Source organism: Bradyrhizobium sp. 142 (assembly GCF_023074015.1).
GTDB lineage: Bacteria > Pseudomonadota > Alphaproteobacteria > Rhizobiales > Xanthobacteraceae > Bradyrhizobium.
In genome coordinates this window covers 20,594-34,042 of record NZ_JADPKQ010000029.1, presented here as the reverse complement: position 1 = coordinate 34,042, position 13,449 = coordinate 20,594, and the positions used below count along the sequence as shown (strand labels likewise).

Here is a 13,449-nt window from a genome sequence, read left to right as displayed (position 1 = left end):
CGCGCTTACGATGATCAACGATCGATATCGGTTCATGGTGATGCGCGACGTCTTGCGGTCTGTTGCGGCCCGGCGGCAACAATCCCCTCATCGCGAAGGCGCGCACCATCCAGGCTTCCAATCGACGCGACCACGTCGAGCAGGCTGCTTGTCCAAGGGGCGGCGCCGCTGCAAAACCGCGCGATCGCCGCATCGGCACGCTCGGCGCCGATGAAGTGCGCAAGCAAGAAGGCTGCGCGACGACGCTGACGGTCCAGGTCCGAGCCTGCCGCGCCGGCGATGAGGCCCGTCACATAGGCGGTGAGGATCACGTCGGCCTGCCAAAATCCGACGTCATCAATCTGCGCGAACTGCCCGTGCACTAGACGGGTCAACCCGCGCAGTCGCGGTGCGAATTGCGTAACCGCCTCGATCATCGCAGGCGAGGCGTTGTCATCGTGTGCCGGACAAGGAACCGGGTCCAAAGCGTACTGCGATGACGCATCATTCGGCCCAGCGGCGGACGCACGGAGCTCGAAGACAACAATGGCCAGACTGGCAATTCCGAATATCATCGCTGCTGCGGCATTTCCGCCGCCGAGCCCGAGGATCATGATGGGAGCGAAGACCGTGATTGCGCCTCCAACCACCCGCAACAGGACTCGCTCCACGACCCCTCGGTTTCGAAAGGTCCGCACAGGCGATCTATTCGGCGGTCCCAGGACATCGCTGTCGCTTGTCGATTGCGGCGCGTTTCCAGCGCCGGGAGCCGCGCGAGATGAGGATGAAGGGGCCGCGCACGTGCGTTTGCTCATGGCGCTAGCGCAACCTCCACCAGGCCGCTGACCAGAGCCGCCGCCAGGACATCAAGCGCGAGTTGGAGTCGAGCCATTGACGCCCCCTCTCTCGCAAGGCGCCTTAACGCCCGGATCGCTCGACGGAGGTCGCAGCGATGAAGGATTCCCGAACAAATAGCCTTGGAGCCACTGCGCACCAGCCTCCCGTGCCAAGCGCGCATCGGAAGGCGTCTCGATGCCCTCTACGATGACGGTCTCGGCAAGGCGTGCGGCGGAGCCGACCAAATCTGACAGGCACGATTGCCACCTCGCATCGACACGCGCGCGGTGCAGGCATCCGGCGTCGATCTTCACGAAATTGAGGCTCAATGACGTCAAGGCGTGCCGACTGTTATTGCCAGCACCGAAATCGTCGACGGCGATGCGGCAGCCGAGTGAGCGCATCGCGTCAACGAACGTCCGCACCTGCTCGTTGGTTGGCAACGGCGCTGTTTCGGTGACTTCCAGGATCAGGCGGGAAGCGATACTCGTATCCTTCAGAAGCCGCGCGATAGTGGATACCCAGCCATCGTCGAGAACAGCGCTTCGTGCCGAGATATTACAGCCAAGACAAATCTCAGGCGTCGTTCGCAATTCATCGATCGTCCGATTGACGACCCACTGGTCCAACTGGCGGACGAGTCGCAATCGTTCCATCGCAAGGATCGACGCACCAGCGGGTTGAACGCGGCCATCGGCGCCCGCGATGCGCAGCAGTCCTTCCCAGTAGAGAACCCGGTCCGGTTGATCAGCGCGACAAATAGGTTGATAGGCTAAGGACAGCCGTCCTTCCCGCAGGGCGAAGACGCCCGCAACGGCCGCCGCCATGTCAGCCCGATAATCGCGGCCCCAGGTCGCACCGCCTCGTTCGGCAACGGCCTTGGCGTGCGCTGCAACCGCCTCCGCGACATCGAAGCGATTGACGTCGGGCCGCAGGATCTTGACCGTGACGGCAGCGAGCACAGCGATATCGAAGACACGAATCGGCTCGCCGCCGATGGCTGTCATGGCGCCTGCGAAGGCCGCAACGTTTTCGAAACGTAATCCCTTCCGCGTGACGACTGCGAACCGGTCGGCTGCAAGACGCGCGATGCCGGCATCTGTTCCGCAAAACGATAAGGCGCGTGTATGCACGACGTCGCTCACGACCGACGCCAACGAACTGTCATAAGCATCCGCGAGGTCGCCCAGATTATCGATGACGACAAGAAGGGAAAGGACGTCATTCGTTGGCGCCCGCGAAACTGGGAGAGCCGCCTCAGCCATCAATTCACCCATCGGCGCACCCGGCAAAAGATCGAGCGGAACAAGGGCGCGCCGCTTGATGTTTTTTGACGCACATTCAGGGTGGACGCTCGCTTCGAAGGAATGGGAAACAGCGCGCGTCCGCGACATCGCTCGACTGGACGCGTTGTTGAATACCGATCGCGGCGACGGCGCAGAGAACCCGGGAGTCCGGCGAACATAGAGTTCCCGTCGAACCCAACCCGCAACCATGTGTTGGGGCATTGCCAAGCGAGCCCCCGATGACCATTGAGCCCCATTGTTTCTGTCCGCTTTGCGGCCTTCTGATACAAATGCGTCGGAGTCGACTTTGGTGGTCACTGCCGCCCAATTCCCAATTCGGAGGAAGCGCGCCCCTATGCAGAAAATGCTAGCAGCAATCGAGGCGTAGGCTCCTGATCATAACCGTGTTCAAGTTGATCATTTTGGGGTTCGCTTTTGGCGCTAGATTCGACGCGGCGACTAATCTCCGCCATCGATTTTCAGACCGCTCGCAGGAATGTCCTCTGGGAACTGCCGCGGACGGTCTCACTTGATTGGCAACGAAATCCGCGAGCGGCAGGAGCGGATAAATCAAGCCTTTGACGCGCGGTGCGCGACGCCGGAAATAAAGGACGCGGCCGAAAGGAGGCACATCGTGACGAGATGGTTACGACAGCAGGCGCCGATCATCGCGCCTGTTGGTGCGGCATTCAGCGCTTGGGCCGGCGGCGCCGCAGCTGACACGATCTAAACCGTCGTCCGCGCAGACGATTGCGAGCCTGACGATCCAGGTCAACCTGTCGACAGCGCGAAGCGAGCGCGACTCACACTTCGCGGGTGGGTTTTGGTATCAAGCCGCAAGTGGGCGCGATGAGCTGCGACGGACGGCCGCTCAATGAAGCCGTCGTGGGAAGCTGGATGGTTCCCGAAGGTTGCCAGCGCCTCTTCTGGCGCGTTCCGCTAGACAAGCCGGAGGTCTCGGCAGCCAGCGCGCAAAGGAGCGTCGCAACCCGCGCAGGGTTTGTTCTGTTCTCCGAGGCCACTCACTTCCTCGCTTCGATGATGCCGATGTGAGGCGGTTCGCCTGGAAGGCATGGTCCATCCGGTCTTTCCAGCGGCAACGAACGGAACCCTGCCCCTGCCGGCGCGATCGGCGGCGCCTCTGTTCACGGACGCAACGCCGGCAGGGCAGACGGCCGAATAGAACGCGGAGCTCATCTACTTTCTGGATAATCCGACATACAGCGATCAACGGCCCGATACAAAGCAGCATCTTGCCGGTCTTCTCTGGCTGCGACAATGCTCCGGCGCGAGCGTGAGCGTCACTGCAAAACGGGAAACATCCATCTAGAAAACCAATTCCGTCGATGCAAACGCTCAACCGCCTTCTCGTAAAATGAAAGCAAAGAGATCCGCCTTGTCAGAGTCTAGAGAACGCGGCGCCAGCCGAGTTTATCGGCGACACCACGTTGGTCATAGTCCACCGGAACGCCACGCAACAAAGTTTTCCGAGTGACTGCGTACGCCGGATTGACGATGATGCGCGGCGCTCGTCGGCCGGCGAGCACTTCGTGCGCATAGTAGACGCTGAGATAAGCTTCCTCGTAGAAGCTCTGCGCGACAGTGAAACAGAAGGCGGAGCCACTCTTGATGTACTCGAACGCCTCGCTGCCGCCATCGATACCTGTTGCAAAAATGTTGCAGCGCCCGGCTGCACGGATCGCCAGCGCGGCGCCGACTGCTCCACCGTCCCAGGCATTCCAGATTGCATCGATGTTCTGGTGCGCGACCAGCATCTCCGCAATCGCCTCCTGGGGCGTCGCTAAGCCGGTCAGGGCAAATGCGCATTCGGCAACGACCTTGATGTCGGGATAACGGGAAAGAACGAATCTCAGTCCGTCCGAACGAGTGCTCCACGCTTCGTTCGATGGGAGATCGACAATGGCGATATTGCCTTTTCCTTTGAGTCTCTTGCAGATGTACTCCGCAGCAGCCGCGCCCATTGCAAAGTGGTTGTGCATCGAGGTCGATTGGGCGGTTGCTCCAGGAACGTAGCTGTCGCACAGGAACGTCGGGATACCCGCTTCAGTCGCTGCCTGGATCGACCTCGACACAGCCCCGGGGTCGGCAGGTAGGATAAACAGAGCATCCGGCTTCGATGCGATGAACGAGGCGATCTGCTCAGTCTGCTTTTTGACGTCCCACTTGGCGTCTGCAATCGTCAGAGACCCTCCCAGCTTGGAAACCGCGTCCTTATAGCCAGCAATGATGCGCCGGAACGAATCTTGGCCGGTAAACGGAACGGAGAGACAGAAACGATAATCTCCTGGACGCTTTGCGAGCGTCACTGCAGGCTTCGCGAACGTTGCAGCCATGGCGTTCGTGGCGCCAGTTGGCTCGATGGAACGTCCTTCAATTGAAGATCTGAAAGTTTCGGAAGCTGCGTGTGTGACTTCCGCATTCACACGAATGACTGCGCACTGATAAAGCGCAAGGTGCAAGGACATGTATGTTTTTACGAGTTCAACCAGCGAAGGGCGAATCCCAACCGCCCGCCCGCCATCGGCATGTAAAACAAAATAGCCTTCTAGCGCAGCAGTCTCCATCAAGCGGCGCACATGCGCTCTTGATACGCCGAAATACTTGGCGATGGAACCGTACGGAAACGATACGACCTGGCCCGTTGTTGAGCGCGTCGGATCAAACATGGTCCAAAGTCTAAGCAAGATTGCAAACCCAGCATCTCGCCCGCTGAATAAGCGCATCTCCGGAACAGCGTCGAGAATCCGGCAATTGTCGAAGTACATTTCGGTCGTGTTCGCGACGATTGCCTCCGGGAGCCTGTCGTCGCGTTCAAATCGCGATTGAAGGCTTTCGTCGCCGTTCAGGGCGTCCAAGGCTTTTAAGTAGGCGACAATGAACTTCCGCAGTGCACCTCTTGCCAATTCCGTTGGCTCAAGCCTCATGACGCGCCTGTCGCCATCGCGCCGGACAGGCCGCAAATAATCTGCATGCCTGAGGAGACGAATTAGTGCGGCGACGCGGTTCTTGCCGCAAAGGCCGTGCATAGTTGCGAATTCTTGCAGACGATGAAGGGCGATCCCGGATTCGGGATTGCCGATGTCTCGCCGATAATGAAGAAAAACGATGTGCCCGCGGAGCAAATGGCGTGCCTCGTCGGTAGCGATCTTGCTGAGGAGAGGATCGCCTTTGAATGGCTCCACGTAGTCGCGGGCAAATACGCAAAGCGCCTCTTCGAACCTGGGATTCTCCCTGATCCCCGCCGCCATCGCCAACAACTCACCCGAAAGAAGCGATAGCCTGTCGGTTTTTCCTCTGTCAGATTCGCACGCCAACTCAGTATCCCAACTCTCGCAGCATTGATCGTCATCCCTATGTGTTCTTTATCCTTTTCAGCTTCGCCACCATGAGGCACATTTCAGCGGCTGAATGTGAGCAACGCGCGTTGTCCGCGCGACAACGCACCCGAGGGACTCGCAGCAGCCGTCTGGCGACAAGACGCAGGGTGTGTTTGGAGATTGCTCTCGGGCGCTCGTTGGCGGATCCCGCATCGCCCATTAAATGTCGAGGTCTCAGCGCGGGGTGAACAATTTGCGAGTCCAGGAGCCGAGCTGGATGAGCCCAATTTGCGGCGGTCGCAGTGCGGAATCGCACTGACTGGAATCGGATAGCACCGAGCTCGTTATCACCAGCCGGCCTCCTGACAACTGCGCTTGTCTTTGCGAATTCTGCGGATATAGCCCTTCGTTCCCATGACTTTATTCTAGGTTTCACTGGCGCGCCCTGATTGATCATTTCAGGGTGAGTTCTGACCATTTTGGGGTGAAGCTTCGTGAACGTCAGAACCTTACGGCCACCCACATGCTTGAGACTAAGTTTTTTAGACACCACAACTTCGTGCTCGCGCCCTGGGAGGCGATGGGCTAGCGGAACAACTCTCGCGAGGGCGCTGAATTGGACATAGAGATCCAGGTGATCTAGCCCAGCGACTTTTACGCACTCGCTTTGAGGAAAGGGTCCAGACGAGCACCGAAGCGCGCAACGGTGCGTCACGCGTAAAGTCGAGCCGACCAATCCGCTTCGGGTTTCGGATATTTGATTGAACCATCGCCCAAATCTCCGTTCCGGACCCAGTGGCTCATAGGCATGACAATGCAAATTTCTGCAGGTGCCTTTGCGCGTGCTAGACGTACCAAAGCGACCTCGAAGCAACTCGGGCCAAGCCGCGAAAACGTCGGCGAAGTCGAACTCATAGCTCATGCGACCATCCGATCCGGCAAGCCGGCAGAACGCCTCGATGCTGCCGATAGCTTGACCGCTGGAGCAATCCAGCCCGCAGACGCCTCACTTAGCGGTCCTTAGAGACAACGAACGATGCCCGAGCATGCATCTGTGAGCGGAGTATCTAATTGCCAGCCTTGTCATGCGTGCGCTTCCTGTTGAAAGGAGATCGGCGACCGCTGGTGAAGCGTGGCAGCTGGGAGGCGCGTGTTGCCGAGGATGAGGTCAGCAGCTTTTTCGGCGATCATGATGGTCGGTGCGTTGGTGTTCGACGAGGTGATCCGCGGCATCACAGACGCATCACAAATCCTGATGCCGTCGATACCCCGGAGCCTGAGGTCCGGGTCGACGACCGCCATGCGGTCTGTCCCCATCGCGCATGTGCCGCAGGGGTGGTGATCGGTCTTGCTGGTCCTGACGGCATAATCGGCGAGTTCGGCTTCGTTTGTCATTGCCGCGCCCGGCATGCGCTCGGCCATGATGAAAGGCGCCAGCGCAGGTTGCCGCAGGATCTCCCGCGCCATCCTCAACCCTTCGAGCGACATCGACCGATCGAGAGGATCCTCCCAATAGTTCGGGTCGATCAGCGGCATCACCAAGGGATCTGCGCTTGCGAGGCGAACGGTGCCGCGGGAGCGCGGCCTGAGGAATGCCGAGTTCAGCGTGACGCCTGCATTCTTGAGCTTCTCCACTCCGGCCTCGATGCCGGAGCCGAGGCCGAGGTGGAATTGGATGTCGGGCCAGCAGGCTGCCCTTGCCGTCGCGTCGGCGTACCAAAATCCGCCCGTCTCGAACAGCGTGGACGCGACCGGGCCGCTCTTGAACAGGAGATATTCCAGCCCCGCCCATACGGTCCGGTGCAGCTTGGCGTAGCTGTCATAGGTGAAGTCGCCCTTGCACTCGGCGATCGCGTAAAGGTCGAGATGATCCTGAAGGTTTTCGCCCACTCCGGGCAGGTCATGCACGGGCTTGATGCCGACGGACGTCAGATGATCGGCCGGCCCCACGCCGGACAACAGCAGAAGACGCGGCGAACCGATCGCGCCAGACGTCACGATGATTTCCCGCTCGGCACGGACGACCTCAAGAGGCCCGCGATCACGCACCATCTCGACGGCCACGGCGCGTCCTTTTTCCACGACGATGCGGGTGATGCGTGCGCTTGTGATAACGGTGAGATTAGCCCGGCCGCGCGCGGGCTTCAGGTAAGCCGTGGCCGTGGAGCAGCGTCGCGCATCGCGCACCGTCACCTGGTAATGCCCGACGCCCTCCTGGCGGGCGCCGTTGAAATCCGGATTGTAGGGTATTCCATACTCCTGCCCCGCTCGCAGGAAGGCTTCACTGATCGGCAGCGGATTGATCGGAACGGACACACCGAGTGGCCCGCCGCGCGCGTGATAGGCGTCGACGAAGCGTTGGTTGTCTTCGGCACGCTTGAAATAGGGCAGAACCTCTGTGTAGTTCCAGCCTGTCGCACCCCCCGCAGCCCAGGCGTCGTAATCCTGTGGATTGCCGCGGGTGTAGACTTGAGCATTGATGCTGGAGCCGCCGCCTAGCACTTTCGCTTGCGTATAGCGGAGCGCGCGACCGCCGAGGTGGCGCTGCGGCACTGTTGAGAAGCCCCAGGCTGCTATTCCCTTCGTCATCTTGGCGAAGCCGGCCGGCATATGGAACAGCGGATTGAGGTCGCGCCCTCCCGCCTCGACGAGGAGCACGCGGATGGTTGGATCTTCGCTCAGGTGGTGGGCGAGAACGCATCCGGCTGATCCCGCCCCCGCGATGATGTAGTCGTACGTCATGGGGTCTGCCCTCGAATCGTCGGCCATCAGAGTCGCGGAATGGAGAGCCCGCCATCGACAGCGATGACGCTGCCTGTCGCGAAGGCGAAGTCGCCGCAGGCGAGACTCGCAACGACGGTGGCCACGTCGCCTGTCTCGCCCCAACGTCGCGCCGGCACCAGTCCGGCGGCGATGCGCTCGTCATAAGCGGCGGCCACTTTCGCCGTCATGGCGCTGCGCACGATGCCGGGGCGCACATCGAAGACGCCGACACCCTCGGGCGCGAGCCTGAGCGCAAGGCCGCGCACCCACATCGCAAGCGCACCCTTCGACATGCAATAGTCGATGCGCTCGGATGAGGCGAGTTCAGCCGACACCGACGTGATCGTCACGATCGATCGCGGTGCATCGGCGGGCGGTCGCGAGAGCATGGCACTGACCACGGCCTGCGTCAGGAACACCGTACCGCGCAGGTTGACGGCCATGATCCGGTCGAAATTCTCTGGCGCTAGATCGAGGAGATCGCCCCGCACGACGGCGCCCATGCCGGCATTGTTGACGAGACAGTCGATGTGACCAAATTCAGCAAGCGCCCGTTCAACCAACGGCGCGTGCGTGGCGAGGTCGGCGATGTCGCCTGACTGATAGAGCGCCCGACAGCCGCGGCGGGCGAGGTCTTTCAGCAATGCCTCGCCCTCCGCCTGCGGCGCGAGATCGGTCACGGCGAGATCGAAGCTCCGCTCGGCGAGCGCTTCGGCTATGGCACGGCCGATACCCTGGCAAGCGCCAGTAACGATGGCAACGGGGCGGCTCATGATGCGGCAAACCTCTTAGCGACGATGTGATCGGCAACGCGCAGCGCCTGCGCTGCGATCGTCAAGGCCGGGTTAACCGCCGCAGACGAGGGCATGAAGCTCGCGTCAACCACAAACAGGTTAGGGTGGTCGTGAGCCCGACAGTATGTGTCAAGCGCCGAAGTGTCAGGATCATCGCCGAAGCGTACGGTGCCGCATTGATGCGAGGGCGTGCGCCGATCGAAGGGGCGCGTCAGGATAATCGGATAGCCGGCCGCGCGAAACATCTCGCGCATACGTGCAACGAGGCCGCGATGCGCGGTCATGTTGCTACGCCGCCAGTCGAGCACGATGTCGCCGCCTTCAACCCTGACGCGGCTCTCGGGGTTCGGCAGATCCTCGCTCATCAGATACCAGTCAACGCTGTGGGCGGAGAGCTTGGCAAGCAAGCGCTCCGGCACGAGGCGAAGATTGGCTTTCAGGATCGGCGCCGTGACGCGGCCCAGCAACTGCACGTTACCGAGCGGAGGGCCGCCGCGTCCGTCGTCGAAATAGAAATCGTTGAGACCGAGCGTCTTCTGGTAGACGGAATCGTTTCTCTGCCGCGGGTCGACGGCGAGCATCGCCGTGCAATTGTGGTTCATGAAATGGCGACCGACGACGCCGGAGCGGTTGGCGAGGCCTGCGGGACAATTCTCGTTCGCAGAACGCAGCAACAGCGCGGCCGAATTCACCGCACCAGCAGACAACACGACCAGGCCTGCGTGTATCAGGCGACGTTCGCCCTCATACAGAACCTCGACCCCCGCGATTTGCCGTCCATCGGCGCTGGAAACAAGGCGCTCGACAAGGGCTCCGGTGACGAGTGACACATTCGGGCTGGCAAGCGCCATCGCGAGTGGACCCGTCTCGGCATCAAACTTGCCGCAGCGCGTATCGGGATAAGCATCCCATGGCGTGCGGCCGCGGGCGAGCCAGCGCTCGACGTCGACGGCGAGTGGCAGCGAGAAGGGCTTGAGCCCGATCGCCTTGAGCCGCGCCCGCGCGGCGGCGATGGAGGGCTCGTCGGGAACCGACGGATGTGGGAATCCGGTCGATCGCGGCGGCTCTGTCGGATCCTCCCCGCTCTGCCCATGCACGTTGAACAGGGTCTCGGCCTTGGCGTACCAAGGCTCGAGTTCACCGTAGGAAAAGGGCCAAGCCGGCGAGAGGCCGTCCGCATGCTCGAGCGCCTCGAAATCACGCTCGCGATAGCGGATCAGCACGGCGCCGTAAAATTTGGAATTGCCGCCGACGAAATAGTAGTTGCCCGGGCTGAAGGGCACGCCGCGAGCGTTGCGCCAGGTCTCCTTCGGCCGCCAGACACCTTCGGCGAAGATGGCACGCGTATCGCGAGCCGCCGCACAATCAGGCAGCTGCTCGCCGCGCTCGAGGATGGTGACGGTAGCGCCGCTTTCGGCAAGCCCCGCGGCGAGCGTGGCGCCGCCGATCCCCGAGCCGACGATCAAAACGTCCGTTTTGTGCGGTAGGCTGTTCATGCGAGGCGTTGCCCGCTTTCCGGATCGAACACGACCGCTTTGTCGAGATTGAAGGCGAAGGACAGGGTTTGTCCGGGCCGCACATCGGCATCCGAGCGCATGCGGGCGACCACTTCCTTGTCGGCGAGGTGAGTGACCACGAAAGTATCCGACCCCGCCGGCTCGACGATCTCGACTGCGCAATCAACGAACTCGATCGCGCGTGCATGGCGGTCGGCGCTGTCGCGATCCGTGATCGCCTCCGGCCGCAGACCGAGTATGAGGCGGCGCCCCTCCTCCAGGGTGGTAGACGTGATCGTCGGCGGGATACCAAGCACGAGATCGCCTCCGCCATTGCGACGGCTGATGCTCAGACCCTTGCGTCCATCCCGCTGCACCACGGCCGCCCGCACCAGGTTCATGGACGGCGAGCCCATGAAATCGGCGACGAAAAGATTGGCGGGGCGATTGTAGATCTCGTGCGGCGTGCCGACTTGCTGCAGCTCACCATCCTTGAGCACTGCGATCTTGGTGGCCAGGGTCATCGCCTCGATCTGGTCGTGGGTGACATAGACTACGGTCCGACCGGTCTCCTGATGGAGGCGCTTGATCTCGATTCGCATGTCGACCCGGAGTTTCGCATCAAGATTCGACAAAGGCTCATCGAAGAGGAACAGGCGGGGATTGCGCACCAGCACCCGGCCCATGGCGACACGCTGGCGCTGCCCGCCGGAGAGCTGGCTCGGCTTGCGCTTCAGCACATGCGTGAGCTGCAGCGTCTCCGCAACTCTGGCGACGGCCTTGGCTCGTTCCTGCTTCGGCACGCCGCGCATCTCGAGACCGAAGCCGATATTTGCCTCGACTGTCATCGTTGGATAGAGCGCATAGGACTGGAACACCATGGCAATGTCACGCTTCGACGGATGCAGATCGTTGATGACCTTGCCCGCCAGACGGATTTCGCCCTCGGTGATGGTTTCGAGCCCGGCGATGGTGCTCAGCAAGGTGGACTTGCCGCAGCCGGACGGCCCGACGAGGACCAGGAAGCCGCCCTCTTCCAGCTCGATATTGATGTTCTTGAGCACTTCGATCGTGCCATAGCGCTTTCTGAGCGCAATGAGGTCGAGAAAGGCCATAGCCGTTACCCCTTAACAGCGCCGGCCATGAGGCCGCGCACGAAATAGCGTCCAGCGACGAGATAGACAAAGAGCGTCGGCAAGGCGGCGAAGATCGCTGCAGCCATGTTGACGTTGTATTCCTTCACACCGGTCGAGGAATTAACGAGGTTGTTGAGCGCCACCGTCATCGGCGCGGCCTCACCCGCCGCGAAAGATGAGCCGAACAGGAAGTCGTTCCAGATATTGGTGAACTGGTAGATGACCGTCACCACGATGATCGGCAGCGATGACGGCAGCAGAATGCGGAAGAAGATCTGAAAGAAACCTGCCCCGTCGAGCATCGCCGCGCGAACGAGTTCGTCGGGAAAGGCGACATAGAAGTTGCGAAAGAAAAGCGTCGTGAAACCGATGCCGTAAACCACATGCACAAGCACCAGACCGGTCGTGGTGTTGGCAAGCCCCAACGAACCGAGCAAACGCGCGGTCGGCACCAGCACCACCTGAAACGGGATGAAGCAGCCGAACAGCATCAAGCCGAAGATCCAGCGGTGGCCCGTAAAGCGCCATTTGGTCAGGACATAACCGTTGAAGGCGCCGAGCATGGCCGAGATGACCACGGCTGGCACCACCATGCGGATGGAATTGACGAAATAGCCCTTTACACCGTTGCAGCTCAGACCGGAGCAGGCGCTGGACCAGGCCTTCTCCCAAGCGTCGAGAGTCGGTGCGACCGGCAGCGAAAGCATGGTGCCTGAATGAATCTCGTCGAGGGTTTTCAGCGACGTAACAATCATCACAAACAAGGGCAGCATGTAAAACAGAGCGAACACACCGAGCGTGCCATAGATGAAAAGGCGCGAGAGTCCGCGCGGATGAGTGGCTGAAGCCTGTGCGCTCATGTCTTCTTCTCCCGAAGCTCGGAGTAGAGATAGGGCACGATCAGCGCCGAGATGGTCATCAGCATGATGACGGCACTGGCGGCGCCTACTCCCATCTGGTTGCGGGTGAAGGTGTAGGAATACATGAAGGTCGAGGGCATCTCGGTGGCATTACCCGGCCCACCGCCGGTGAGCGCGATGACCAGGTCGTAGGATTTGATCGCCATGTGAGCGAGCACAATGAATGCCGACAGGAACACGGGCCTAAGCTGCGGAATGATGACCCGCCAGTAGATATTCGGCGTCGACGCGCCGTCGATCTGCGCCGCTTTGATGATCTCGTTGTCGATGCCGCGCAGCCCAGCCAAGAACATCGCCATGACGAAGCCGGACGTCTGCCACACACCGGCGATAACGATAGTGTAGATCGCCATTTTGGGATCGATCAGCCAGTCGAAAGTGAAACTCTGCCAGCCCCAGGCATGCATGACCCGGTCGAGCCCGAGGCCTGGATTGAGGAACCACTGCCAGGCGGTGCCGGTAACGATGAAAGACACGGCCATCGGGTAGAGATAGATGGCGCGCAACAGACCCTCGGCGCGGATCCGCTGATCGAGCAGGATCGCGATCAGGAGGCCGAGGATCAGCGAAAGTGTGATGTAGAGCGTGCCGTAGATAGCGAGATTGATCAGCGCCACATACCAGTTGGGGATGCTCCACAGCCGATAATACTGTTCGAGGCCGACGAAGTCGTAGTTCGGCACGAGCCGCGACTTCGAGAACGACAGATAGACTGTCCAGAGAATGAACCCGTAGACGAAAACCAGTGTCAGGGCGAAGGACGGGGCCAGCACGATCTTCGGCAGATTGGCCTCCAACCAGCCGATCCCGCCCTCGGCGCGCCGGGTCCGTGACGTCGCCAGTGTCGTGATGGTCATGACATTTCCTCCCTCAGCCCGGCCGCGCCGGGATGCCGCCGAT

9 protein-coding genes are annotated in these 13,449 nt (G+C 61.1%); all 9 read right to left on the bottom strand.

Annotation, left to right across the window (positions count from 1 at the left end; translation table 11 throughout):
- Positions 1-32: 32 nt before the first annotated feature.
- A complete protein-coding gene (locus IVA82_RS02425) occupies positions 33-650 on the bottom strand; it encodes a hypothetical protein (RefSeq protein ID WP_247381774.1) in 618 nt (205 codons plus the stop codon).
- Between the two features lie 195 nt (positions 651-845).
- Entirely contained in the window at positions 846-2,210 is a 1,365-nt protein-coding gene (locus IVA82_RS02420; protein ID WP_247381772.1) for an EAL domain-containing protein, read from the bottom strand.
- A gap of 1,298 nt (positions 2,211-3,508) precedes the next feature.
- A complete protein-coding gene (locus IVA82_RS02415; protein WP_247493152.1) occupies positions 3,509-5,437 on the bottom strand; it encodes a sugar ABC transporter substrate-binding protein in 1,929 nt (642 codons plus the stop codon).
- A 1,086-nt stretch (positions 5,438-6,523) separates the two neighbouring features.
- Positions 6,524-8,182, bottom strand: coding sequence for a GMC family oxidoreductase N-terminal domain-containing protein (locus IVA82_RS02410; RefSeq protein ID WP_247381768.1), 1,659 nt, complete (start codon positions 8,180-8,182; stop codon positions 6,524-6,526).
- 26 nt (positions 8,183-8,208) lie between these two features.
- Entirely contained in the window at positions 8,209-8,976 is a 768-nt protein-coding gene (locus IVA82_RS02405; RefSeq protein ID WP_247381766.1) for a 3-ketoacyl-ACP reductase, read from the bottom strand.
- A complete protein-coding gene (locus IVA82_RS02400) occupies positions 8,973-10,493 on the bottom strand; it encodes a GMC family oxidoreductase (RefSeq protein ID WP_247381764.1) in 1,521 nt (506 codons plus the stop codon). Before IVA82_RS02400 ends, IVA82_RS02405 begins: the two co-directional genes overlap by 4 nt.
- Positions 10,490-11,608 carry an ABC transporter ATP-binding protein gene (locus IVA82_RS02395; RefSeq protein WP_247381762.1) on the bottom strand — a complete coding sequence of 373 codons (1,119 nt, stop codon included), beginning with the start codon at positions 11,606-11,608 and terminating at the stop codon, positions 10,490-10,492. The genes IVA82_RS02400 and IVA82_RS02395 overlap by 4 nt, the downstream gene beginning before the upstream one ends.
- 5 nt (positions 11,609-11,613) lie before the next feature.
- The gene (locus IVA82_RS02390; protein ID WP_247381759.1) at positions 11,614-12,489 is read right to left on the bottom strand and encodes a carbohydrate ABC transporter permease; all 876 of its coding nucleotides are present in this window, start codon (positions 12,487-12,489) and stop codon (positions 11,614-11,616) included.
- The gene (locus tag IVA82_RS02385; protein WP_247381757.1) at positions 12,486-13,406 is read right to left on the bottom strand and encodes a sugar ABC transporter permease; all 921 of its coding nucleotides are present in this window, start codon (positions 13,404-13,406) and stop codon (positions 12,486-12,488) included. The genes IVA82_RS02390 and IVA82_RS02385 overlap by 4 nt, the downstream gene beginning before the upstream one ends.
- Positions 13,407-13,449 lie beyond the last annotated feature (43 nt).

Coding starts and splice junctions, on each gene's coding strand:
- IVA82_RS02420 (WP_247381772.1), bottom strand. CDS start 2,210: ATGTCGCGGACGCGCGCTGTTTCCCATTCCTTCGAAGCGAGCGTCCAC.
- IVA82_RS02410 (WP_247381768.1), bottom strand. CDS start 8,182: ATGACGTACGACTACATCATCGCGGGGGCGGGATCAGCCGGATGCGTT.
- IVA82_RS02405 (WP_247381766.1), bottom strand. CDS start 8,976: ATGAGCCGCCCCGTTGCCATCGTTACTGGCGCTTGCCAGGGTATCGGC.
- IVA82_RS02400 (WP_247381764.1), bottom strand. CDS start 10,493: ATGAACAGCCTACCGCACAAAACGGACGTTTTGATCGTCGGCTCGGGG.
- IVA82_RS02395 (WP_247381762.1), bottom strand. CDS start 11,608: ATGGCCTTTCTCGACCTCATTGCGCTCAGAAAGCGCTATGGCACGATC.
- IVA82_RS02390 (WP_247381759.1), bottom strand. CDS start 12,489: ATGAGCGCACAGGCTTCAGCCACTCATCCGCGCGGACTCTCGCGCCTT.
- IVA82_RS02385 (WP_247381757.1), bottom strand. CDS start 13,406: ATGACCATCACGACACTGGCGACGTCACGGACCCGGCGCGCCGAGGGC.